General features: G+C 62.0%; 21 protein-coding genes. 18 read left to right on the forward strand and 3 right to left on the reverse strand.

The features are described from left to right. Positions 1–3249 carry a hypothetical protein gene (locus tag AT302_RS11820; RefSeq protein ID WP_157125773.1) on the forward strand — a complete coding sequence of 1083 codons (3249 nt, stop codon included), beginning with the start codon at positions 1–3 and terminating at the stop codon, positions 3247–3249. Positions 3250–3286: 37 nt separating this feature from the next. Here AT302_RS11820 and AT302_RS11825 read toward each other — a convergent pair whose 3' ends face one another. Further along, the gene (locus AT302_RS11825; RefSeq protein ID WP_058378618.1) at positions 3287–3850 is read right to left on the reverse strand and encodes a flavodoxin family protein; all 564 of its coding nucleotides are present in this window, start codon (positions 3848–3850) and stop codon (positions 3287–3289) included. Between the two features lie 116 nt (positions 3851–3966). Here AT302_RS11825 and AT302_RS11830 point away from each other — a divergent pair, with 116 nt between their 5' ends. Beyond that, positions 3967–4362 carry a winged helix-turn-helix transcriptional regulator gene (locus AT302_RS11830; protein ID WP_157125774.1) on the forward strand — a complete coding sequence of 132 codons (396 nt, stop codon included), beginning with the start codon at positions 3967–3969 and terminating at the stop codon, positions 4360–4362. A 72-nt stretch (positions 4363–4434) separates the two neighbouring features. Next, positions 4435–5055 (forward strand): GNAT family N-acetyltransferase, encoded by a 621-nt coding sequence (locus AT302_RS11835; RefSeq protein WP_058378619.1) that lies wholly within the window; start codon positions 4435–4437, stop codon positions 5053–5055. Positions 5056–5073: 18 nt separating this feature from the next. Here the strand turns inward: AT302_RS11835 and AT302_RS11840 are convergent, their stop codons facing one another. Further along, the gene (locus AT302_RS11840; protein WP_058378620.1) at positions 5074–5982 is read right to left on the reverse strand and encodes a LysR substrate-binding domain-containing protein; all 909 of its coding nucleotides are present in this window, start codon (positions 5980–5982) and stop codon (positions 5074–5076) included. A gap of 180 nt (positions 5983–6162) precedes the next feature. Between AT302_RS11840 and AT302_RS11845 the strand changes: the two genes are divergently transcribed. From AT302_RS11845 to AT302_RS11880, 8 genes are all read left to right on the forward strand, one after another. Continuing rightward, a complete protein-coding gene (locus AT302_RS11845) occupies positions 6163–7056 on the forward strand; it encodes an amino acid ABC transporter permease (RefSeq protein WP_084656176.1) in 894 nt (297 codons plus the stop codon). After that, positions 7053–7862 (forward strand): amino acid ABC transporter ATP-binding protein, encoded by an 810-nt coding sequence (locus AT302_RS11850; RefSeq protein WP_084656177.1) that lies wholly within the window; start codon positions 7053–7055, stop codon positions 7860–7862. Before AT302_RS11845 ends, AT302_RS11850 begins: the two co-directional genes overlap by 4 nt. A gap of 80 nt (positions 7863–7942) precedes the next feature. Beyond that, positions 7943–9259, forward strand: coding sequence for an LLM class flavin-dependent oxidoreductase (locus AT302_RS11855; RefSeq protein WP_058378621.1), 1317 nt, complete (start codon positions 7943–7945; stop codon positions 9257–9259). A 102-nt stretch (positions 9260–9361) separates the two neighbouring features. After that, entirely contained in the window at positions 9362–9862 is a 501-nt protein-coding gene (locus AT302_RS11860) for a flavin reductase family protein (RefSeq protein ID WP_058378622.1), read from the forward strand. A gap of 35 nt (positions 9863–9897) precedes the next feature. Then, complete coding sequence (locus tag AT302_RS11865; RefSeq protein WP_167365799.1) at positions 9898–10803, forward strand: ABC transporter substrate-binding protein; 906 nt, start codon at positions 9898–9900, stop codon at positions 10801–10803. A gap of 111 nt (positions 10804–10914) precedes the next feature. Next, entirely contained in the window at positions 10915–13596 is a 2682-nt protein-coding gene (locus AT302_RS11870; protein WP_058378624.1) for a penicillin acylase family protein, read from the forward strand. A 123-nt stretch (positions 13597–13719) separates the two neighbouring features. Next, the gene (locus tag AT302_RS11875; protein WP_058378625.1) at positions 13720–14301 is read left to right on the forward strand and encodes a TetR/AcrR family transcriptional regulator; all 582 of its coding nucleotides are present in this window, start codon (positions 13720–13722) and stop codon (positions 14299–14301) included. A gap of 50 nt (positions 14302–14351) precedes the next feature. Continuing rightward, complete coding sequence (locus tag AT302_RS11880; RefSeq protein WP_237172132.1) at positions 14352–15308, forward strand: alpha/beta hydrolase fold domain-containing protein; 957 nt, start codon at positions 14352–14354, stop codon at positions 15306–15308. Positions 15309–15324: 16 nt separating this feature from the next. On the opposite strand, the gene AT302_RS11885 is transcribed toward AT302_RS11880, so the two are convergent. Next, on the reverse strand, positions 15325–15996 hold the full coding sequence (locus tag AT302_RS11885; protein ID WP_058378627.1) for a Crp/Fnr family transcriptional regulator: 672 nt from the start codon (positions 15994–15996) through the stop codon (positions 15325–15327). Positions 15997–16298: 302 nt separating this feature from the next. Between AT302_RS11885 and AT302_RS11890 the strand changes: the two genes are divergently transcribed. The 7 genes from AT302_RS11890 (at position 16299) to AT302_RS11920 (ending at position 24983) form a co-directional block, all read left to right on the forward strand. Further along, positions 16299–18272 carry an AMP-dependent synthetase/ligase gene (locus tag AT302_RS11890; protein WP_058378628.1) on the forward strand — a complete coding sequence of 658 codons (1974 nt, stop codon included), beginning with the start codon at positions 16299–16301 and terminating at the stop codon, positions 18270–18272. Between the two features lie 110 nt (positions 18273–18382). Continuing rightward, complete coding sequence (locus AT302_RS11895; RefSeq protein ID WP_058378629.1) at positions 18383–19189, forward strand: ABC transporter ATP-binding protein; 807 nt, start codon at positions 18383–18385, stop codon at positions 19187–19189. A gap of 61 nt (positions 19190–19250) precedes the next feature. Next, entirely contained in the window at positions 19251–20165 is a 915-nt protein-coding gene (locus AT302_RS11900) for a branched-chain amino acid ABC transporter permease (RefSeq protein WP_058378630.1), read from the forward strand. 71 nt (positions 20166–20236) lie between these two features. Next, the gene (locus tag AT302_RS11905; protein ID WP_058378631.1) at positions 20237–21313 is read left to right on the forward strand and encodes a branched-chain amino acid ABC transporter permease; all 1077 of its coding nucleotides are present in this window, start codon (positions 20237–20239) and stop codon (positions 21311–21313) included. A 124-nt stretch (positions 21314–21437) separates the two neighbouring features. After that, the gene (locus AT302_RS11910) at positions 21438–22733 is read left to right on the forward strand and encodes an ABC transporter substrate-binding protein (protein WP_237172183.1); all 1296 of its coding nucleotides are present in this window, start codon (positions 21438–21440) and stop codon (positions 22731–22733) included. Positions 22734–22863: 130 nt separating this feature from the next. Continuing rightward, entirely contained in the window at positions 22864–23676 is an 813-nt protein-coding gene (locus AT302_RS11915; RefSeq protein WP_058378633.1) for an ABC transporter ATP-binding protein, read from the forward strand. Between the two features lie 68 nt (positions 23677–23744). Then, complete coding sequence (locus AT302_RS11920) at positions 23745–24983, forward strand: phenylacetate--CoA ligase family protein (protein ID WP_058378634.1); 1239 nt, start codon at positions 23745–23747, stop codon at positions 24981–24983. Positions 24984–24993: the final 10 nt, after the last annotated feature.

The following is a 24993-nucleotide window of genomic DNA, read 5'->3' on the forward strand; positions in this document are numbered from 1 at the left end:
ATGAGCATCCTGTTCTCCACCCACGGGTTCGCCCGCGCGTTTGGCCTGCATCGGCTTCCAAAGCGGGGCAGTATCGCTGCGCTATGTACCGCACTCGCCGGTGTGATGCTGCCTTTGCAGGGGCACGCAACGGCGTCGGGCGCGATCGCGGCATCAGCGCCACAGGCCGCCGCTGTGGCTGCGGCATCTTCAGCGTCGGCGTCCTCCACACCTTCGGCCGTATCTGCACCCGCGACGATAACGACGCCATCGACCTCATCGACAGCCTCTGCCGCAGTGGTCGCGCCGGCCGTTGTCCCCGTCGTTGCGCCGAAGCCTGCCACGCCGGTGACACCGACGATGCCAACTGCCCCCGTCGAGCCAGTGGCAGCCCCGGCCGCTATGTCGCCGGTAGCGCGCTCGGCCAACATGGCGCCGCCCGTGGGCAGTGATGGCAAGCCGATGACGCCTCAGGACGCGTGGCGCATCGTCAACACCGTGCAGGTCGCACCTGAGCCGACGAGCGGTGCCGCCGCCGTCCTGATCTCAGCCGACGTCGTCCGCCATCTCGCGCCGGCCACCCGTCGCGCGATTCAGCAGGCGTTGCTCACGATCTATTCTGATGACCCGGCGTACCTGCAAGCCTATCGAGAGAGCACGCGTCCTTTATCCGACAATCTGGTCGGCCCGATCACGTTGTCGTGGCTCAACCGGTTCTGGCTCGACTTCAAGATGCAGCCGGTAGGCAATCTGACCAACGCCTCGGTGCAGGCACTGCTGAAGTTCGCCACCATCGTGCGGGCACACCCGCAGTGGAAGACCGACCTTGTCGGCGCGGACCTCGGGCGCTGGATCGACGGTTTCGATCCCCGTGAGCAAGCGCGCTACTACCAGATCCGGCTCGCCGGTACCGACGACGAAATCGCGGCGATGCTGTGGCTCTACCATCTCGATACCGATGGCAAGCGCAATGCCGGACCTGACCCCGACCGTGCGCTGCTGACGATCTACAACTACACGCTTGATGCGAATGACTTCCGCCTGCTGGCGTCCAAGTCGAAGGTGATCGACAAGCTCTCGGCCCTTCAGGACAAGGTCTATCTGAACCAGCCGCTGTTCGACGCGGCGGTCCTCGACGCGCTCAAGGATCTGGGCGCGCAGGCTGACGCGTATCTGCCCGAAGCCCGCGCCGCAGCCGTCACTACCACCTATCAACTGACCGACATCTCGGTGCAGCAACTCCGGCAGGCAGGCCGTGTACCGGCGCCGATCATTGATGCCGTCTCAGGTCTGACCGAGGAATACGCCAGTCAGGCGGATTTCAACGAAGCCATTCTCGATGCCACGGCGGACATCAAGACGCCCGTCGACCCTTACGTCGCCGACATCATGCGCGCGGCGCAGACGCAAACCACCTACGTGCTGACGCAGCAGTCGCTCGCCGAGCTGGCCACGAGCCGTCGTAATGAGGCCGTGCCGCCGGTAGTGCTCGACATGCTCAAGGGGCTGCAAGGTCTGCAATACCCGCAGTTGTGGCTGTTCGACCGTGCTGTGATGGCGCGTCTGCGTCAGGGTGTCGGCGCGTGCCCGACCGGTATCCCGGGCAGCGTGGCCGACGCGCGCAAGATTTCTGCGGAGCAGATGCAACAACTGTCGGCGGTGCTGAAAGATCCGGCGCTGTTCGCACAACTCGATGCGCTCTGGAAGAAAGGCCAATGCAGCAACGTCGACGTACTGTCGCTGCCGCAACTGTTGCAGACGCTGTACGACCGGTTCCGGCCGTCGCTCGTCGCCACGGCGCGCAAGCGTCCGGCCTTCGACCCGACGCGTCAGGTGCATTGGGATGGCAACGGATGCGGCTGTGTGCTCGACCAACTGCAAGGCGAGATCTACGGCTTCTTTCCGTTCTGGATGGCAGGGCCGTCGCAGGTCGTCAATTTCAGCACGCTCACGAGCATCGGGTACTACGGCGCGACATTCGACGATACGGGCAAGCTGCAACAGGCCAACGACGGTCGTGACTTTGTCGAACTGGCGCAGGCCGGGGCGTCGTTACCCGGCGATTTCGTGAGTGTCGCCCAGCGGCATCAGAGCAACGTGCAATGGGTGATCCAGCGCAACGACTGGCGCACATGGGCGCGACTGGACAAGAACCGCAAGGAACAGGTGCTGGAGCGAGTGGGCGAAGACATCGTGCGCTTGCTCTCCACGCGGCTTCGCAATTGGACTGCAACGGTATCGAATCACCTGCCGTTCGGCGCACGCTTTGCGCCGACCAATGGCGGCGGCGTGGTGATCTTCTTCGACGGGTATCCGGACGACCCGGTATCGGTGCAGGCGTTCAACCAGTTCATCGACCAACTGCGTACCAAACTGCGCAAGGCGGGCGCGGGCGATCGCATCGACATCATGATGCGGCACGACCGGGTCGGTCACGGCGCGTACGACTACGAAAACCTGCTCAAGTTGGTGATGGAGAACGATCGCAATCCGTCGACCGATATGCTGGCGCGCGTCGAGCGCGAGCGCAATCGAAGGCCTCACTTTCTGGTGCTGCTCGACGAGCCGACCACCGATTCGAAGAAGGCGCTTCGGCTGTCGGTAGAGGGCGGGCTGCATGGGGAAGAGCGTCAGCTCGTGTTGCGCCAGATTGTGCCGGTGATTACGTTCGATAACGACAACTGGCAGCAACTTCAGGACGACATCATCTACGCGCAGGACAACTTCGGCGGCATCGGTTTCTGGCCGATGCCGATGCGAACCGACGCGAAGGCGGGAGACGCCGCAGGCGACAAGTCCGGCGGGGCGAGTGGTGCAGGGGCAGCCGACGCCACGGCTGCGACCGTGGCTGAACTTTCCCCGACGCCGGGCGTTCAGGCTTGCACGATGACACGCAGTATCAGCGAATGTCTTGCCGACTACTATCAAAAGCCCGCGGGAGCGCAGGCCTCCGCCGTCTGCAAGACCGTATGCGAGAACCTTTACGCGTTCCGGTTGGCGACGAAGATCGTGTTGTTGCTTCTGCTTGGCTGTGCGGTGGCGTACTACGTGTCGTGCCGCTGGCGCGAACTCATGGCGCGCTACCGTCATGCCCCGGCAGTCGTGATTGCAGCGGTGTGGATTCTGCTGGCGCTGGCCTTGCTCTTCTGCGACCCATTCCTGCGATGGCTGGCACGGGGCTACATGATCCCAATCTTTCTGGTGCTGTTCATCATCGCGTTGATCGCCTGGTACCAGTACCAGTTGAAGGCGCGTGATGAACAGCCATGAAGCCAGATAGACCGCCGGAAGGCGAGGGCGCTACGTTTTACTGGGCGGCGGCGTGCAGGCGGGACGCGACTTGCGCGACGCGTGCCGCATAGCGCTTGACCGTTTCGAGATCGCCGGTGGAGATCTCGTCGGTCGAGGCGTCGGACGGTGATTGCACCAGCGCGCCCACCGAGCCGCCCAGATTGTTGATGTCTTCGCGCGTGGCGGCCTTGGTGTTGGCAGGCAGCAAGCCGAGGCTGACCCAGATGCCGCCGTGCTGCGAGGCGAGCGTCTGCAAATAGATCAGCGTGACCTGCTTGTCGCCGTTCAGGCTCGCGCTGTTCGTGAAGCCGCCGAACACCTTGTCCTGCCAGCCGCGTCCGAACCACTGCTTGGACGACGCATCGGCAAACTTCTTGAACTGCCAGGGCACCGAGCCCATGTAGGTCGGCGTGCCGAAAATGATGGCCTGCGCTTGCGCCAGCGTGTCCCAACCCGAGTCGCTCACGTTACCGTCTTCGCTGATCTCGATGAGATCGGCGCCGCTGCCCTGTGCGGCCGCTTCGGCAGCACGCTTCGTATGTCCGTAGCCCGAAAAATAAACGATGGCCGTTTTTGCCATGACAACTCCTTACACATCGAGAAAATGCCGGATTGGCACTGGAGCGTCGATAGTATATTTTGTATAGCAGCCAAACAAGAAGTTACCTGGTGGTAACTGGTTACCGGAGGGATATCATGCCGCGCAATGCCGCGCTTGCGACGCCGAGCGAGATCGAGAGTCGTTACAACGTTTATATGGAAGGCTGTCCGGCCCGGCTGGTGTTCAGCCGGCTGGCGGACAAATGGTCGCTGCTGATCGTCAAGATTCTGCGGGACGACGTGCAGCGGTTCAACCAACTGCGCCGTGAAATTGGTGGCATCTCGCCAAAAGCACTTAGCCAGACGCTGCAAAAGCTGGAGCGCGACGGGCTGGTACACCGTGAGGCGTTCGCCACGGTGCCGGTGACCGTCGAGTACTCGCTGACCGAACTCGGACACACGCTCTCCGAGCTGGTCGAGCCATTGGTTGCGTGGGCGGAAAACCACATCGAGGAAGTCTTGCGTTCCCAGAACAGTTTCGATGATCATTAACACCGCCCGTCGCAACACGGGTTGTGCATCGAAAATCTGTCTTGTGAGCGTACTGAAGGATCGGAATCTGTAATGGCAACGACCGGCTTTGAAGTTGACGATTTGCGGACCACGCTGGTGGGTAACAGCGTTGAGCTGCACCCCCTGGAAGCCGGCCACCGGTCGGCACTGGTCGAGGCGGCCGCCGACGGCGAGCTATGGAACCTGAAGTTCACGGTCGTGCCCGGGCTCGGGACCATCGACGCCTATCTCGACAAGGCACTCAAGGGCAGAGAGGACGGTACCGTCATGCCGTTCGTGGTGGTGGCGCGCGACACCGGCCGGGTGGTTGGCAGCACGCGCTTCTGGAAGATCGATCGCGCCAACCGGAAGCTAGAAATCGGTCACACGTGGCTCAGTCAGTCCGTCCAGCGCTCTCCCATCAACACCGAAGCCAAGTATTTGTTGTTGACGCACGCGTTCGACGTGATGCAGTGTGTGCGCGTCCAATTCACCACCGACGAAACCAACGAGAAATCCCGCGCCGCCATTCTTCGCATTGGCGCGACGCAGGAAGGCATTGTCCGGCACGAGCGCATCATGCCCGACGGCCGTAAGCGCAACTCGGTGCGATTTAGCATCATCGACGCCGAGTGGCCTGAGGTGAAGGCCATGTTGGCGCAGAAACTGGCGGGCGGCGTGTCACCCGCCTGACGCTTGCCCGGGCCGCCTTTAATTGGCCACGACACCGTCGCCCAGCGTATCGAGCGCATACCGCCTGACATGGGCGACAAACGACTTCAACAGCAACGGCGTCGGCCGCTGTGACGGCGTGAGCACCGCCGTATCGGTCAGGATGGCGGGCTCAAACGGCTTGAACACGACGCCGGAGCCGCGATAGCTCCACGCACTGAACGCGTCGATCACCGCCACGCCAGCCCCCGCCTCAACGAACGAACAGATCGCATACGAGATCTGGCTTTCCATCTGCATCTTCACTTCGACGCCATGGGCGGCGAGCAACGCATCGATCTGCAAGCGGGCTTCCACGCTTCTCGGGTGCGCCACAAAGCGCTCGCCCGCCAGATCCGTGGGCCCGATGACGTCATGCGAACACAGCCGGTGCCCCGCCGGTAACGCACACACCATCTTCGCGGCCACCAGCCGCTCGCCGTGCGACGTCGTGCGGTTGAGCGACAGTCTGGCAAAACCCACGTCGCACCGTTGTCCCATCACCATATCCACGATCGAGCGCGTCGAGTGCATGGCCATCGAGACGTGCGCTTCTGGACGTGTCTTCAGGTAGTCCGCAATGGCGTGCGGCAGGAACGACAGCGCCAGCGCCGGTGCTGCCGCGATATGCAGCGTGCCGCGCTGCAAGTTTCTGATCTCGTCCGCCGCCCGGGCAATCCGGTCCACACCGGCCAGCGATCGCTGCACTTCCTCGAACAACGCCTGCGCTTCGACCGTCGGGTAGAGCCGTCCCTTCACACGATCGAACAGCCTGAACTTCAGCGAGCGCTCCAGATCGGCGAGCAAGCGTGTGGTTGCGGGTTGCGAGATGTGGAGCATCTCGCTTGCCTGCGTCACCGTCTGGTGAAGCATCACCGCCCGGAACGCCTCCAACTGACGAATCTTCATCCATTCACCCAATAACAAAACATTATCGATTGCCGAAAAGAAAGCATTTCACAAGGGCTTTTTGAATTTCTAACCTTTCGCTATTCCCCATTCTATTTGGATGGATGCCGGAATCGCCAGCAATAACTAATTGTGCTGAAAGCGGGGTTAACCCCAACACTTTGGAGGGTGTCTCACCATATGAATAACGAAACCGTCTATCCACTCTCGGCGGCAAGGCGCGACGACAGCACCGACGGGCCGCCGGCAACGCTGCGCATCCACGCCCGCCCCAAGAAGTCCGATTGGCTCTGGTACGGCCTGTCCGGTGTCGCGCTGGTGCTGTTCTATCAGGGGGTGATCGACAACCCGCGCTGGCAGTGGGACGTGGTCTCCCATTACTTCTTCAATGCGCGTGTGCTTGCCGGGCTGGCCAATACGCTGATCCTGACGGCGTTTGCCAGCGTGCTGGGACTCGTGCTGGGTGGCATCGTCGCGGCTTGCCGCATGGCGGAGAACCCGGTGCTTCGCGGGGCGGCGCTGACCTACATCTGGATTATCCGAGCCACGCCCACGCTGGCGATGCTGTTGTTTCTGTTCTTCATCTCCGCGCTGGTGCCCCGCCTGTATCTGCCGATTCCGCTGTTGAACGTGAACCTGTTCGATATCGATACCAGCAACGTCATCTCGCGCTTCAGTGCCGCGATGATCGGGCTGGCGATCTACCTTGGCGGGCACAGCGCCGAGATCTTCCGCAGCGGGCTGGCTGCCGTCGACAAAGGGCAGCGCGAGGCGTGCAAGGCCATGGGTATGAGCGACCTTCGCATGATGTGGCACGTGGTCATTCCGCAGGCCGTGCGCGTCATCATCCCGCCCCTCGCCAACGAGCTCATCACGATGTTCAAGAACACGTCGCTCGCGTCGGTGATCGGCTACGTCGAGTTGCTGACGACCGTGCAATTGATCTATTCGACGACCTTCGAAACCATCCCGCTGCTGACGGTGGCCTGTCTCTGGTACCTGCTGCTGACCAGTCTTGCGATGTGTGGACAGAGCCTGCTTGAGCGACGCTTCGGGAAAGGAGTCCAACGATGAGCGCGACCCCCGAAAACCATTCTCCGCACGCCATTGCGATGCATGAGCCGCTGCTTCAGATGCGCTCGGTGACGAAGCAGTTCGGCGAGTTCGTGGCACTGCACGGCATCGACTTCACGCTCTACAAGGGCGACGTCGTGGCCATCATCGGGCCGTCGGGGTCGGGCAAAAGCACGTTGCTGCGCTGCATGAACATGCTCGATCTCATCGATGCGGGCGAGGTGACGTTCAAGCGCGAAGTGCTCGGCAGCGAGTTGCGCGGCGCACGGCGCGTGCGCTTGCCGACCAAGGAGCTGGATCGCCAGCGCCGCTATTTCGGCATGGTCTTTCAGGGCTTCCACCTGTTTCCCCATTATTCGGCGCTCGAAAACGTACTGGCCGGCCCGCGCATCGTGGGTGGCGCGGCCCGCAAAGACGTGCTGGAACGGGGCAAATATCTGCTCGCTCGTGTCGGGCTTGCCGACAAGCTGCATCACTACCCGTCGCAACTCTCCGGCGGACAGAAGCAGCGCGTGGCGATTGCGCGTGCGCTGGCGATGGACCCGGAAATCATGCTCTTCGACGAACCGACGAGCGCACTCGACCCGGAGCTCGTGAACGAAGTGCTCGACGTGATGAAGGAGCTGGCGATGTCCGGCACCACGATGGTGGTCGTTACGCACGAAATGGACTTCGCCCGCAAGGTCTCGAACCGGGTGGTCTTCATGGACGGCGGCCGCATCGTCGACCAAGGTTCCCCCGAACACATCTTTCAGGGCACCGGCACCGAGCGCAGCAAGCGCTTCGTGGCGAGCATTCGCGGGTAATGCCAACCGCATGGCGCTCCCATTTCAATCTCCTGACTTCAATCCTCTGGCTTCAAACCTCTTATCCAACAGGACAAGCAATGGCACACGATGGAAAGATGAGACTCGGTCTCTCGATGCGTTATCTGGGCTATCACATGGCGGCATGGCGGCACCCCGAAGTACCCGCCGCCGGGGCCATCGACTTCAAGTATTTTCTCGACACGGCACGCAAGGCCGAAGCGGCCAAGTTCGACATGATCTTCTTCGCCGACGGGCTTGGCGTTCGTACGGCCGATAACCCCAAGGGTTCGGCGTCGCGCGATGCGAAGAATGCCGAACTCGAACCGCTCACGCTGCTGGCGGCGCTCGGCGCGTGCACGTCGAACATCGGGCTGGTCGGCACCGCTTCGACCACGTACAACGAACCCTTTCATATCGCGCGCAAATACGCGTCGATCGACCACATCAGCGGCGGTCGCGCAGGTTGGAACGTGGTCACGTCGTGGTCGCAGCAAGAGGCGTGGAACTTCAGCCGCGACGAGCATCTGGGCTATGAAGAGCGCTACGAGCGTGCCGACGAATTCGTCGATGTCGTGAAGAAGCTCTGGGATAGCTGGGAGGACGACGCCTTTCTGCGCGACAAGGCGTCCGGCATCTTCTACGACGAGGCGAAACTGCATGTGGCGAACCACAAGGGCAAGCATTTCAGTGTGCGGGGTCCGTTGAATTCGGCGCGTACGCCACAAGGCCGTCCGTTGATCGTGCAGGCGGGGGCGGCGGAAGCAGGGCGAGAGATCGCGGCGAAGAATGCCGACGTCGTCTACAGCGCATCGTTCGACATTCAGTCGGCCCGGAAGTACTACGCCGACTTGAAAGGACGCCTTGGAAAGTATGGCCGCACGCCCGATCAGTTGCTGATCATGCCGGGCCTGACGCCTTATGTCGGTCGCACGCGGCAGGAAGCGCAAGACAAGTTCGACCAGTTGCAGGAGTTGATTGACCCGCTGAGCGGGTTGTCGATTCTGTACAGCACCTTGGGTGACCTGTCGGCCTACGATCTCGACGGGCCAGTACCGGCACTCAGTTCGGGGCCGGTCAGCAGCATCGGCAACGGGCTGATCGAACTGGCGCAGCGCGAGAACCTCACGATTCGGCAACTGTACAAAATGCGCGCCGCTGGCGGGCGTCAGTTGATCGGCACGGCGCAGGACATCGTCGACGATATGGAAGCGTGGTTCCGGGAAGGCGCCGCCGATGGTTTCAACCTGTGCCCCGCGACACTACCCGGTGGTCTGGATGACTTTGTCGCACTGATTCTGCCGGAGTTGCGCCGGCGCGGCCTGTTCCGCGAGGAGTATGCGGCAAGCACGCTGCGCGGCAATCTTGGCCTCAACCCCTTGCGGTTCGGTGACTGAAAGGACTGAAGGCCGTGGGCGCGCGCTGGCTGCGCACCCTCGGCCGGATCACGCATTTGCTGACCCGCCTAATTTTGAGCAAGAGATATCAGAGGTAAGCCTATGACCGCCCAAGTTTCTGCTGACGTCTTTCGCCACGCGATGACGTGCTTCGCCAGCGGCATCACCGCCATCACCACACAAGAGGCCGGTGTGCCGTTCGGCCTGATCGCCACCTCCGTTTGCAGCCTGTCCGCAGACCCCGCTACGATTCTCGTGTGCGTCAACAAGACGGCGTCGGCGCACGACGTCATCCTGCGCACGCAACGGTTCGCCGTGAACCTGCTGTCCGCGCAACACCTGAGCGTTGCCAAGCGGTTCACCTCGCTGCGCGGTGCTGAGCGTTTCGACGCTGAACATTGGCAGGGCGGTAAGTTGAATATTCCGACGCTCGTTGACGCCGTCGTCGTGTTCGAGTGCCGGCTTGCGAAAGTCCATGACGGCTTCACTCACAGCATCATCGTCGGCCAGATTACCGAGGCAAGCGTCAACGACGAAGGCGCATCGGACTGCCTGCTCTGGCATCACCGTGACTTTGCGCGCAGCACGCAGCAGGCGGCGTGATGCGGCACCTGTCCTCACTTCTCTCGCGAGGTTCCATGCGCATGACCCCTCGAATTCCCGCCGCCACGGCGATTGCCGCTGCGGCATGTCTTCTCGCGCTATTCGGTGGCGTAAGCAACGTACGCGCAGCCGAGGCGGCTTCCATCCTGAATATCAAGGCCGACGACAAGCTCGCAGCGATGGTGCCGAAATACTATCGGGACCGGGGCACGCTCACGGCGGGCGTGAACCCAGATGTTGCGCCGATCAAGTTCGTCAATGGCGACGGCGAGATCGTGGGCTTTACGCCGGAGCTGCTGTCGGCGGCGGCGCAGGTGCTGGGTCTGAAGATCAAGCTCGCGCAATCGTCATTCGATGCGCTGATTCCGGGGCTGAGCGCGAGCCGCTTCGACGTGCTGCTTTCGCTGGCTGACTTTTCCGCACGGCAAAAGGTCGTGACCTTCGTCGACTATCTCGACATGGGGCTGACGGTGGTGACGACGCCCGCGAGCGCTATCACGGTGAAGTCGCCCGACGATCTATGCGGTTTGCAACTGGCGTTGCCGCGCGGCACGGCGTCGATGGAAAAGGCGAGGGCACTGAGTGACAAGTGTGTCGGCAATGGCAAGAAGCCGTTGACGATCGCCACGTATCCCGACTCGAACATGACGATGCTGTCGTTGTCGACGGGCGCCAGTCAGGTCGCGTGGGTCGATTCGCCGGTGGGCTACTACAACGCCACCCGATTCCCGGCAAAGTACAAGATCGTGCACTACAACCGCGAAGCGCCGTATGGCATCGGCTTCGGTGTCGACGAAAAGGGCAAGCAATTGGCCCTCGCCATTCAACAGGCGCTCATCAAGCTTCAGAAGGACGGTGTCTACGACGCATTGATGAAGAAATGGGGGCTGGATCTCAAAGATGCCAAGCCGCTGTTTCCGATCAACGGCGGGGAGCGGTGAACGGGCCGAGATACTTAACATATCAACGGTCGGTGAATTAATTAACCGACCGGTCGGTTTTTGTTGTGATAACGTCAATGTGCTCGACCCATAAGAACTACGGAGACATTGATGACTTTGCCTTCCCGCTCGCCGCGCGGTCTGTCGCTCGCGCTCGCCGTTTCCCTTCTGAGTCTGTCGTTCGCCGCGCCGGTGGTCGCCAAGACCGCGACCGGCAGCGACAATGCCGTGGGCACAAGCGGCGTCTCGCCGGCCGGCAAGGCCGTGCCGGGGCGCGCCGACGTCACGATCAAGCGTGACGAGTTCGGTGTGCCGCATGTCTATGCCGCAACGACTTACGCGCTGTTCTACGGATACGGCTACGCGGTGGCACAAGACCGTCTGTTCCAGATGGAGATGGCGCGCCGGAGCACACAGGGCACCGTGTCGGAAGTGCTGGGCGAGAAGTTCGTGGACTTCGATAAATCGATTCGTGGCAACTATTGGCCCGCGTCGATCCGTCGCCAACTGGCCGATCTGCCGCAGCGCGAGCGCGACATCGTTGAGGGATACGCCGCCGGCATGAATGCGTGGATTGCCCAAGTGCGCGCGCAACCGGACAAGCGCATGCCGAAGCAGTTCAACGACTTCGGTCTCCAGCCATCCAACTGGGATGCCTTCGACGTGGCGATGGTTTTCGTCGGCACGATGGCCAACCGGTTCTCCGACGCGACCAGCGAGATTGATAACTTGGCGCTGGTGACGGCACTCAAGGACAAATACGGTGCCGACAAGGGCATGGCGCTGTTCAACGAACTCAAGTGGATCGTGAATCCCGATGCGCCGACGACCATTCCGGCATCGGAGGGTGTTTATCCGGTCAAGGTCGGTCCGCTGTCCAAAGTGGCGGCCGCCGCAGTGCTACCTGCGACTGTGGGACAGAACGACTCGGCGCAATCGATGCAGCCGCTCGCGCGCTACGACGGACCCGCGCCGATGCTGTCTCGCCTCGCACGCGACAACGATGGTGCGTTGCTGCATCAGACGCCCCAGGCCAACGCGGCAACGATGCTCGCCCAGTTCGCTGAATACGGTCAGCCGGGGCCGGCCGGGTTCCCGACGACCAGCAATATGTGGATCGTCGGCAAGAACAAAGCCCGCGACGCCAGCGCCATCATGCTTAACGGCCCGCAGTTCGGCTGGTTTGCCCCCGCGTACACCTACGGCATCGGTTTGCATGGCGCAGGCTTCGATCTCGTCGGCAATACGCCGTTTGGTTACCCCTGCATTTTGTTCGGCCACAACGGCAAGATTTCGTGGGGCTCCACGGCGGGTTTCGGCGACGACATCGACATGTTCGCCGAGAAGATTGATCCGGCGAATCCGAATCGCTACTTCCATAACGGCCAATGGCACGACATGGAAAAGCGCGTCGAGATCATCCGCGTGAAAGGCGGTGCACCGGTCGTGCAGGAGGTCTATCGCACGGTGCACGGCATCGTCATGCAGCGTGACGACAAGCAACACATCGCCTACGCGAAAGCGCGCGCATGGGATGGCCTTGAAGTGCAGTCGCTGCTCGCGTGGACGCATCAGGCCGAGGCGAAGGACTGGAAGTCATGGACCGCGCAGGCCGCGCGTCATGCACTGACCATCAACTGGTACTACGCCGATACGGCCGGCAATATCGGTTACGTGCATACGGGCGCGTATCCGGACCGCCGCCCGGGCCATGATCCTCGTTTGCCGGTGCCGGGCACCGGGGAATGGGATTGGAAGGGATTGCTGCCGTTCTCGACCAACCCGAAGGTCTACAACCCGAAGCAGGGCTGGATCGCCAACTGGAACAATTCGCCGCAGAAGGGCTATCCGGCAAGCGATCTGTTTGCGTTCGTGTGGGGCGGTGCCGATCGTGTGGTCGAGATTGACGAGCGCATCAAGGCGCACGACAAGCTGAACGTCGACGACATGTGGCAGATCCTGAAGGAGACGAGTGCGGTCGACGTGAATCGTCGCCACTTTCTGCCGTTCATCGAGCGCGCGACGGCCAGCCTTCCCGCCACCGATGCCCGTCGTCAACTGGCTTTGCAATTGGCGAAGTGGGACGGCCTGAATCGTGATCCGCAACACACCGGGCACTACGATACGGCAGGCCCGGCAATCATGGACGCGTGGCTCTCCGCCATGCTCAAGCGCACGCTGGGCGAAGTGGTGCCTGCGCCGTACGACAAATGGTTCCTCGCCAGCGGCTATGCGACACCTCAGGACGGACCGACGGGTTCTGCCAACATCGGTAACGGCAGCAAGGTGCTGTACGAAGGGCTCCGGGGCGACAAGGCCGGTGTGCCGCAGACGTTCGATATCTTCGGCGGCAAGCGGCAGGACGACGTGATTCTCGCCGCGCTGGACGATACCGTCACCGCACTCAAGTCCCGGTTGGGTCCCGACATGACGATGTGGCGCGCGCCGACCGTGCCGTTGACCTTCCGCGCCAACAACTTCTTCGGCGTACCGCAGGCGAACGCCGGAGAAGCGGTTCGCACGCCCGTCTACATGAACCGTGGCACCGAGAACGATCTCATCGTGTTCGGCCCGAACGGCGCACGCGGCAAGATCGCGGCTTACGACGTGGTGGCACCGGGGCAGAGCGGCTTTGTCGCACCGGACGGCACGCCGTCGCCGCACTACGCCGATCAGGTGGAGATGTACACCACGTTCGGGCGCAAGCCGCTCTGGCACTACAACGCGGACGTGAATCGCACCACCAAGTCGGTCGAGCGCCTGCGCATCGTGCCCGAGACCGGTAGCCAGTAAGGCCGAAGTCGGTCGTGGCGATGGATCAAGGCGCCGACGTCGTTGGCGTCTTGATCCGGCACATGAAAACTAATATGATTAGGCAATTGTCTAAATTGGTTAGTTTTCAGTGCGAGAAATCCTATGGTCAGAGCCGGACTGACGGTCGAGCGGTTGGTGGAGGGCGGTGCCGAGCTGGCCGACGAGATTGGCTTCGAGCATTTGACCGGGGCGGCGTTGGCACGCAAGTTCGACGTGCGACTCGCCAGCCTCTATTCGCACGTCAGGAATCTTGACGACCTCAAGTGTCAGATCGCGTTGTTGGCGTTGCGGCAGTTGGCAGACGCCACAGCGCAAGCGATGGCGGGCCGCGCGGGCAAGGACGCCCTGTATGCGCTGGCGAACGCCCATCGTGACTACGCGCGCCGCCATCCGGGGCGCTTTGTTGCCGCTCGGCATCCGTTGCCGTCCGAGTTGGCCGCTGCGAGCGCCGGGCCGCAATTGACCCAACTGATCCGGGCGGTGCTGCATGGCTACGCGGTGCCCGAGGCAGAGCAGGTCCACGCCATTCGCTTTCTCGGCGGCTTCTTCATGGGCTACATCACGTTGGAAGCCGCGTCGGCGTTTGCGCACAGCACACCCGATGCCGACATCTCATGGCTACGCAGTCTTGATGCGCTCGATACGGCGCTCACGCACTGGCCGTCCACCCCCGACACTCATTAGTTCTATTACTCATGACGCATCCCATCGACGGGGTCCGGGTTCCGGCCCGTGTGATTCCTTTTCCCGACAGCATCAGCGCGCAGGCGCAGGCCGCGTTGCGCCGTCTGGTGACTGCCGATGGCGAGCCGTTCAACGCGATGTACACCGCGCCATCGCCCGACGACTTTGACGGCTGGATGCAATTCAAGGCTGATGCCGACGCCCAATACGGCGCGGCGATGGCACAGGTCGCAGGGTTGTTGAAGTCAACGGTGGAAACCGTAGCGATCGGTGACGCCACCGTCCACGTTGCGACGCCGGTCGATCTCGTGGCCGACGACGTCGTCTATATCGACTTGCACGGTGGCGGACTGGTGTTTGGCGGCGGCACCGTCTGCCGTATCGGCGCGCAAATGCAGGCCGACCAGTTGGGCCTGCGCTGCTGGGGCATCGACTATCGCATGCCTCCCGAGCATCCGTATCCCGCCGGATTGGACGACTGTCTGACGGTCTACCGTCGAGTGCTGGAGGCGTACCCAGCGAGTCACGTTGTCATTGGCGGGCGATCTGCTGGCGCGAATTTGGCAGCGGCGATGGTGTTGCGCGCACGCGATGAGGGGCTGCCGTTACCGGCGGCACTGGTGTTGTTATCGCCGGAAGTCGATCTCACGGAATCGGGCGACAGTTTCGAGCTGAATCAGCGCGTGGACGTGCTGCTGCCCAAGTCGCTGATGCCGAATAACGTGTTGTATGCGGGCGGTGCGGATCTCGCCGATCCGTATCTATCGCCACTGTTCGGCGACTTCTCGCAGGGCTTCGTGCCGACGTTCATTCAAAGCGGTACGCGCGATCTGTTCCTGTCGAACGCAGTGCGTATGCATCGCGCACTGCGCCGCGCTGACGTGCCGTGTGAGCTTCATGTGTTCGAAGCCATGCCGCATGGGGGATTCATGGGGGCGCCGGAAGACCGGGAATTGCGCGCCGAGGTGGCGCGATTCGTCCGCGCGCATTTGCCAGCCGCGCGGTAAGCCTTCAGGGCAAACGCTACATCCCGAATTCGCGCAAACCTTCGAGGTCGAGAATGGTCAGGACACCGTAATCGACCTTCACCAACCCGGCCTGTTCCAGCACCTTGAGTGCGAGATTGACGCGCTGGCGCGAGACGCCCGCGAGATAACTGAGTTCTTCCTGCGAAATCTGCACGGTCGTGTCGTCGCTCGGGTAGAGATCAGGATTGAACATCGACGACAGCGAGCGCGCAACACGGGCATCGGTATCGAGCAGACGCTCGTGTTCGACGGCGGCAATGAACTGACCAAGACGTTCGTTGAGTTGCAGCGTCAGGAAGCGATTGAACGGGATGCTCGTGTCGAGAAGCCAGTCGAACGTCGCAATCGGCATATGCGCGAGCACGGAGTCTCGCAAGGCCATCACGTCGTATTTGCGGATCTCGCGCTTCAGTAACGACCCTTCGCCGAACCACGCGCCCGAGGGCACGCCGGTAAAGGTCACCGACTTGCCGCTGGCCGAGGCGGTCGCAATCTTCACGAGCCCGTCGATCACGCCGAACCAGGCGTGCGACGGATCGCCCTTGCGGCAAACGTAGCCGCCACTCTCCACTGGCCGTACCTGAATCTCTGCCGTCACGCGCTCGCGCTGTGCCGGCGTGAGTCCTTGTGCCCATACGCTGCGCTGCAACAGGGTCTCTAACGACATATAGGGACTTTCCCTTGATTGTCATCCGGGTGACAAATCCGTCGTGGGTCATGGGGTATCTTCGCCTTGCCATGCGCAGGGTGAGACAAGCATCCACGGTGTTGCAACACGACGCCGAAGCACAAGTATAGAAGCTGCCTGCCGCGCGGCAAAGCGATCGTCACTGCACTACCCGCCAACGAATAAGCGTCGTGAAAAATGACGCGAGCAGGATGGCGTGCGCCATCGCGCACGCGCCGACCGAGCCACGCCACGCCCCCCCTCGACGGAAGTCGAAGCGTGGCGAGACACAGGAGACAGGCATGCAGGAGCGGACCACTTTCCCGCGTTTGTTGTTGGCACACGCCGCCACACGTGGCGCCAGCACAGCGTACCGGGAAAAAGATCTGGGTATCTGGCAAAGCTGGAGCTGGCAGGACGCTGCGCATGAAGTGCGCATGCTCGCCTGTGCGCTGGCCGCCGCCGGATTCTCACGCGGCGACAATCTCGCCATCATCGGTAATAACCGGGTGCGCCTGTACTGGGCCATGACGGCCGCGCAGGCACTGGGCGGTGTCGCGGTGCCGCTGTATCAGGACGCCGTCGCGGCGGAAATGATTCACGTGCTCGAAGACGCTGAAATCAATTTCGCCATCGTTGAAGATCAGGAGCAGGTCGACAAGCTGCTGGAGCTGCGTGAGAGCGTGCCGCATCTGGCGCACATCATTTACGAAGATCCGCGCGGCCTGCGCAACTACGATGCGCCCGGCCTGCAATCGTATGCCTCGATGGTGGCGCAGGGTCGTGAGTTCGACGCAAAACATCCGCGCTATTTCGACGATGCCGTTGCCGCAGTAGACGCCGACGATACGGCCACCATTCTTTACACCTCCGGCACGACCGGTAAGCCGAAAGGGGTTTGCCATTCTCACGCAGGTTTGATCGGTGCCGCGCATCATGGCAGCCAGTTCGACAAACTCTCGGCCGACGATGAAGTGCTGTCGTACCTGCCGATGGCTTGGGTGGGCGACCATCTGTTTTCCTATGCGCAGGCGCTGGTGACTGGCTTCACGGTGAATTGTCCGGAGTCGCCGGAGACCGTCGCCACCGACATGCGGGAGATCGGCCCGACGTATTACTTCGCGCCGCCGCGCGTGTATGAAAACGTGCTGACGCAGGTGATGATTCGCATGGAAGATGCGAGCGCGATCAAGCGAAAGATGTTCGCGCACTTCATGAATGTCGCGCAGCGTTGCGGCGCTGCCGTACTCGACGCTCAACCGGTGGCGCTGCTCGACCGGCTGCAATACGCACTGGGCAATCTTTGCATCTACGGCCCGCTGCGCAACACGCTCGGCATGAGCCGTATCCGCACGGCTTATACCGCCGGAGAAGCCATCGGGCCGGATCTGTTCCGGTTCTATCGCGCTATCGGTATCAATCTGAAGCAGTTCTACGGACAGACCGAGACGTGTGCCTACGTCTGTCTGCAACCGGACCGTCAGGTGCGCTTCGACAGCGTTGGCCCTGTCGCGCCGGGTATGGAAATCAAGATCGCGGAGAGCGGCGAAGTGCTGGTGCGCGGTGTCGGGTTGCTCAAGGAGTACTACAAGCGCCCTGACGCCACGCGTGAAGCCTTCGACGAGCACGGCTACTTCCGCACGGGCGACGCCGGCATCATCGACGCCGATGGGCACCTGCGTATCGTCGATCGCGCTAAAGACGTCGGCAAGCTGTCCTGCGGCTCGTTGTTCGCGCCCAAGTTCATCGAGAACAAGCTCAAGTTCTTCTCGTACATCAAGGAAGCCGTGGCGTTCGGCGATGGCCGCGACAACGTGTGCGCGTTCATCAACATCGATATGGATGCGGTGGGCAACTGGGCGGAGCGTCATAACCTGGCCTATGCCGGTTACGTCGATCTCGCGGGCAACGAACAGGTCGCCGAGTTGATTTTGGGCTGCATCGAGCAGGTGAACGCCGATCTGGCCAAGGAATCGGCCTTCGCCGCCGCGCAGATTCATCGCTTCATGATCCTGCACAAGGAACTGGACCCCGATGACGACGAGCTGACCCGCACGCGCAAGGTGCGCCGCACGTTCATTGCGCAAAAGTACGACGTGCTGATCGACGCCTTCTATTCGGGCAAGACGGCGCAGTTCATCGAAACCCGGGTGAAGTTCGAAGACGGGCGGGAGGGCAGCGTGAGTGCCACGCTGAAGATTCATCCCGCGCGCGTACTCGGCACCCGCGCGCCCGTCGATGACCCTGCGCCTGTCGGGTTGCGCTGCGCCGCTTAGATGTCGCACGAACGTTTGAACCCATGAATGTGATGTACGCCGCCACGACTACGAGTCGCCGCGTCACCCGACATCCGCCAGATTTCACCGGGCATTCCGCAGGAGCAGGCATGAACGACAAACGCAAGGCCGGCGATGTGTTGATCGATTTGCAGCACATCAGCCTGTCGTTCGGGGGCGTCAAGGCGCTTACCGATATTTCGTTCGACGTCCGCGAACACGAGATACGGGCCATCATCGGCCCGAACGGCGCGGGCAAGAGTTCGATGCTCAACGTCATCAATGGCGTCTATCACCCGCAACAGGGCACGATCGTCTTTCGCGGCCAAGTGCGCCAACGCATGCATCCCACGTCCGCCGCCCGGCAAGGCGTGGCGCGCACCTTCCAGAACATCGCCCTGTTCAAGGGCATGACGGTGCTCGACAACATCATGACGGGCCGCAACACCCGCATGCGCTCCGGCTTGCTGGCCAATGCGCTGTGGTGGGGACCGGCACGCCGTGAAGAGACGATTCATCGCGAGAAGGTCGAAGAGATCATCGACTTTCTCGAAATTCAACACATCCGCAAGACGCCCGTTGGCCGGTTGCCGTATGGCCTGCAAAAGCGTGTCGAGCTGGCGCGGGCGCTGGCGGCCGAGCCTGAGTTGCTGTTGCTCGATGAGCCCATGGCCGGCATGAATCTCGAAGAAAAGCGCGACATGTGCCGCTTCATTCTCGAAGTGAACGAAGAGTTCGGCACGACCATCGTGCTCATCGAACACGATATGGGGGTGGTGATGGACATTTCGGATCGCGTTGTCGTGCTCGACTACGGCAAGAAGATCGGCGACGGACCGCCAGCGGAAGTCAAGCAAGACCCGGAAGTCATCCGCGCCTATCTCGGATCGGCGCACGGCGAGCCCGTCGCGGCCTGAGCGGCACGCGGCCGCGCATCTGCGGATTGCGAATTATCGAATTGTCGAATTGGAGACATCGATGCAGTTCTTTCTGGAAATTCTGATCGGCGGGCTGCTCTCGGGCGTGATGTATTCGCTTGTGGCGCTGGGCTTCGTGCTGATCTTCAAAGCGTCCGGCGTATTCAACTTCGCGCAGGGTGCCATGGTGTACTTCGCGGCGCTGTCGGTCGTCGGACTGATGGAGCGAGGCTTGCCGCTGTGGGCGGCCGCCATCGGCGCATTCGGCGTCATGGTGCTGGTGGGCGCGGCCACTGAGCGGTTTGTGTTGCGCAAGCTGGTGAACCAGTCGCCCATCACGCTGTTCATGGCGACCATCGGTCTGTCGTTCTTTCTCGAAGGACTGGCACCGCTGCTGTGGGGCAATGAAGTTCGTCCGCTGTCGCTGGGCATCGTCGACGAGCCTATCGCTTCGATCATGGACTCGACCGGCCTGCTGGTGAGCAGCTTCGATCTGGCCGCGGCCGGCATTGCGGCAGTCCTCGTCGCGCTGCTCGCGTTGTTCTTCAAGGCCACGAGCATCGGCCGGGCCCTGCGTGCAGTGGCCGACGACCATCAGGCGGCGCTCTCGCTGGGCATTCCGTTACAGCGCATCTGGGTGGTGGTGTGGAGCGTGTCGGGCTTCGTCGCGCTGGTGGCGGGCATGCTCTGGGGCTCGCGCAACGGCGTGCAGTTCGCCCTGACGATGACGGCACTCAAGGCGTTGCCCGTACTGATTCTCGGTGGCTTCACATCGATTCCGGGCGCCATTGTCGGCGGCCTGATCATCGGCGCGGCGGAAAAACTTGCCGAGATCTACCTGCCGCAACTGCTGCAAAGCCAGTTTGGCGGCAACTTCGGGGGTATCGAAGGCTGGTTCCCCTATGTCTTTGCGTTGCTGTTCCTGCTCGTTCGCCCCGAGGGGTTGTTCGGCGAGCGTCATATCGACCGGGTCTAGGGCATGTTCCCCCTAGTCTGGCGATCGATGAACCAGCAAGCACGCACAAGCACTTAACGCAGAGGCCACACATGTTCTATCGCGAAGCGGGTCAGTTCAAGACATCGTACGTAGCCGACAGCCAGATATTCCCGATTCGGCAGGATCGTGTCGCAGTCAGCGCCGTGTTGGTGATCGCCTTCGGCGTGCTGCCGTGGATCGCCTCCGAGTACTGGCTTTCGGCCATTCTGGTGCCGTTCCTCGTATTCTCGCTGGCTGCGCTCGGCCTGAACATTCTGACGGGCTACGCCGGGCAGCTTTCACTGGGGACGGCGGCGTTCATGGCGGTTGGCGCCTATGCGTCGTACAACTTCCAGTTGCGCGTTGAAGGCATACCGATCTTGGCATCTTTCGCGATGGGCGGCGTTTGCGCGGCGCTGGTGGGCATTGCCTTTGGCCTGCCGTCGCTGCGCATCAAGGGCTTCTATCTCGCGGTGGCGACGTTGGCGGCGCAGTTCTTCGTGCTGTGGGTGCTGACCAAATTCCCTTGGCTGTCGAACAACAGTTCATCGGGCGTCATCACCGCACAGAAGATCACGATTCTCGGGCTCGACATTAACACGCCCGTGCGCAAGTACCTGTTTGTGCTCGGCGTCGTGTGCGTGATGGCGCTGGTAGCAAAGAACCTCGTGCGCTCGCACATCGGCCGCGCGTGGATGGCCGTGCGCGACATGGACGTGGCGGCCGAAGTGATCGGCATCCCGCTCATGCGTGTAAAGCTGCTGGCCTTCGCGGTGAGTTCGTTTTACTGCGGTGTGGCCGGGGCGCTTTATGCCTTCTGCTATCTCGGCTCGGTGGAGCCCGACGGCTTCTCCCTCGATCTGTCGTTCCGCATTCTGTTCATGATCATCATTGGCGGCGTGGGCAGCATTCTGGGCAGTTTTCTCGGTGCCGCATTCATTTTGCTGCTGCCGATTCTGCTCGACTACACGTTGCCGCCGATCGCCACGTTTCTCCACCTGCCGTTCACCAACGCGACCGTCTCGCATATCCAGTTGATGCTGTTCGGCGGCCTCATCATCTTTTTCCTGATTGTCGAGCCGCACGGTCTGGCGCGACTTTGGCAGATCACCAAGGAGAAGCTGCGCATCTGGCCGTTCCCGCACTGAGATTCGACTTGAGTTCGATGTATTGACGCACCGGTACACGGGCGTCGGCTGACCACGTATCGCTATCGACAAGACCACAAGGAGACACAGCATGAACACGAAACAACTGGCGGTATCGCTAGGCATGAGTCTGGTGCTCGGCATGGGCTCGGCAGGCACGGCGCTTGCACAGACCAACGATCAGTTCATTGCGCTGGCCGACTATCGCGTGGGGCCGTACGGGGCCAACGGGCAGTCGTTTTACGGCGGCTTCATCGACTATCTGCAATACGTGAACATGAAGAACGGCGGCGTGAACGGCGTCAAGCTGACGTGGGAAGAGTGCGAGACCGAATACAACACCTCCAAGGGCGTGGAGTGCTATGAGCGCCTGAAGGGCCGTAACCCGGTCACCAAGGGTACGGCGTACCACACCATGGCCACGGGCATTTCGTACGCGCTGATCGACAAGACCGCCACCGATCAGGTGCCGCTCGTGATGATGGGGTATGGCCGTACCGATGCCGTGGACGGCACCGTGTTCCCGTGGGCGTTCCCGCTCGTCACCACGTATCAGATGCAGGCCTCGGCCATCATCAAGTTCCTCGCCGACAAGAACGGCGGGTCGCTCAACGGCAAGAAGATCGTGTTCCTGTATCACGACTCGGCTTACGGTAAAGAGCCGATTGTCGCCATGCAGGCGGAATCGAAGATCAACAAGTTCAACCTGATCGAGATTCCGGTGGCACACCCCGGCAATGAGCAGGGCGCGCAATGGCTGCGCATTCGTCAGGAGAACCCCGATTACGTGGTGTTCTGGGGCTGGGGCGTCATGAACCAGACCGCCCTCAAGGCTGCGCAGAAGGTCGGCTATCCGCGCGAGAAGATCGTCGGCAGCTGGTGGGCCGGCTCAGAAGAAGACACCATCCCGGCGGGCCCGGCGGCCAAGGGCTACATGAGCGCGACGTGGAACGTGGCGGGCAAACAGGTGCCGCTGATCGCCGATATCGACAAGGTGGTGTACGGCGCGGGCAAGGGCAACATGCAAGACCCGTCGAAGGTGGGCTCCGTGCTCTATAACCGCGGCGTGTCGGCGGCTGTGGCGACGGTCGAGGCGCTCAACACCGCGCAGAACAAGTTCGGCAAGGGCAAAGTCATGACGCCGGTGCAAGTGCGCTGGGCGTTCGAGAACCTGAATATCGATGGGGCGCGCCTGAAGGCGTTGGGTGCGACCGGCCTGCTGCCCGATATCAAGACGAGCTGCCAGGATCACGAGGGCTCGGGCAAGGTTCGCATTCAGCAGTGGGATGGCACGAAGTGGGTGATGGTGTCCGACTGGATCGAAGGCAACCGCCGCCTGATTCACCCGTTGTTCGAAGCCTCGGCCAAGCAGTACGCCAAGGAAAAGGGTATGACACCGGCCTGCTATCAGCAGATGTAATTGGCAAGATCGGCACGCTCGCCCGCAACGCGAACTGGCGATGTGGGCGAGCGCCGGGCCTTCGACGGCCCGGCAGGCGACATCACTTTGAATCGGTCCCGCAGCACCATCGACTCCGGAGTCACGCGGCATGGAAGCGAGTTTGCGCGTCAACAATATCGAAGTCATCTACGACCACGTCATCCTTGTGTTGAAGGGCGTGTCGCTGGTCGTGCCCGACGGCAAGATCGTGGCGTTGCTCGGCGCGAACGGCGCGGGCAAGAGCACGACGCTCAAGGCCATCTCGAATCTGCTTCAGGCAGAGCGGGGTGAGGTCACCAAGGGCACCATCGACTATCGCGGCGAGCGGGTTGAGAAGCTCACGCCGAACGGGCTGGTCAAGCGCGGCGTCATTCAGGTGATGGAAGGGCGCCACTGCTTCGGGCACTTGACCATTGAAGAGAATCTGCTGACCGGCGCCTATGTCCGGCATGCATCGCGCAGCGCCCAGCAACATGCACTGGAGCGCATCTACGCGTACTTCCCCCGGCTGAAGACGCGCCGTAAATCGCAGGCCGGTTATACATCGGGCGGCGAGCAGCAGATGTGTGCGATCGGGCGGGCCATGATGGCGCAGCCGTCGATGGTGTTGCTCGACGAGCCGTCGATGGGGCTGGCGCCACAGATCGTCGACGAGATTTTCGCGATCGTGCGCGATCTGAACGAACGGGAAAACGTCAGCTTTCTGCTGGCGGAACAGAACACCATGGTGGCCCTGCGCTACGCGGACTATGGCTACATTCTCGAAAACGGGCGTGTGGTGATGGACGGCGACGCGGCGTCGTTGCGCGATAACGAGGACGTCAAGGAGTTTTACCTCGGCATCGCCAAGGATGGCGCGAACAGTGAGGGGAGCTTCCGCAACGTCAAGAGCTACCGGCGGCGCAAACGCTGGATTGCGTGAGCTGCATGGGCTGCATTAGCCGCATGCGCGTTTAGCCGACTGTCAAACATCAACGTCCTACCGTCTCTATGAACGACTACTTCGACGCGCTTGAAACCCGAGCCCCGGAAGCTCGCGAGAAGGCACTGCTGGCGGCGTTGCCGGCGCATGTCTCGCACGCCCGCACGAACGCCTCGTATTTCACCGAGACGCTCGGCGCCTTCGACGCGCGGGGCGTTGACTCACGCACCGCGCTGGCCGAATTGCCCGTGACACGCAAATCCGATCTGGCCGCCTACCAGTTGCGTGTGCCGCCCCTAGGCGGATTGAACGCGACACCGATCGGCGGTCTGGCCCACGTTTATCAATCCCCCGGGCCGATCTACGAACCGGACGGGCGCGGCAGCGACTGGTGGCGTTTCGCCCGCGCGCTGTACGCCGCCGGTCTGCGCTCAGGCGATCTGGTCTACAACACGTACTCATATCACTTCACGCCGGCGGGGATGATGATCGAAACCGGCGCGGCACGGCTGGGGTGCTGTGTGTTCCCGGCGGGCGTCGGACAGACCGCGCTTCAGATCGAGGCGATCCGGCATCTGCAACCGGGCGCTTATGCGGGGACGCCGTCGTTCCTGAAGATCCTGATCGAGAAAGCCGAGTCGATGGGCACCGACATCAGCAGCATCCGGCGGGCGACGTTGTCAGGTGAAGCCTTGCCACCGTCGTTGCGGCAATGGTTCAACTCACGCGGCATCGTTGCGCGCCAGTTGTATGGCACGGCCGATCTGGGACTGATTGCGTTCGAGAGCGATGCTCAAGCAGGGTTGATCGTCGACGAAAACGTGCTGGTGGAAATCGTGGAGCCCGGCGGTACCAAACCGGTGCCGGAAGGCGAGACGGGCGAGGTGGTCGTCACGAATTTCAATGCGGACTACCCGCTGATCCGATTCGCCACCGGGGATCTGTCGGCCGTTGCCGAGGGCATCAGCCCGTGTGGGCGCACGAATATGCGTTTGAAGGGCTGGCTGGGCCGCGCCGATCAGACGGTGAAAGTGCGTGGCATGTTCGTGCATCCGGGCCAGATCGGCGAGATAGGCAAACGGTATCCGGAGCTGGGCCGCATGCGTCTGCGGGTCGAGGGGCGCGTCGGCGATGACCGAATGACGCTCGTTTGCGAGACGACTGCGACGCCGCCAGAAGGACTGGCCGCCCGTTTGCAGGAAACGCTGCGCGATGTGACGCGATTGCGCGCCGAGATCGACTTCGTCACCGCAGGCACGCTGCCGGACGACGGCAAACTGGTGGAAGACGCCCGCGCTTACGATTGATCGATGTCGT

The sequence above is a fragment of the Pandoraea norimbergensis genome, from assembly GCF_001465545.3.
Lineage (GTDB): Bacteria > Pseudomonadota > Gammaproteobacteria > Burkholderiales > Burkholderiaceae > Pandoraea > Pandoraea norimbergensis.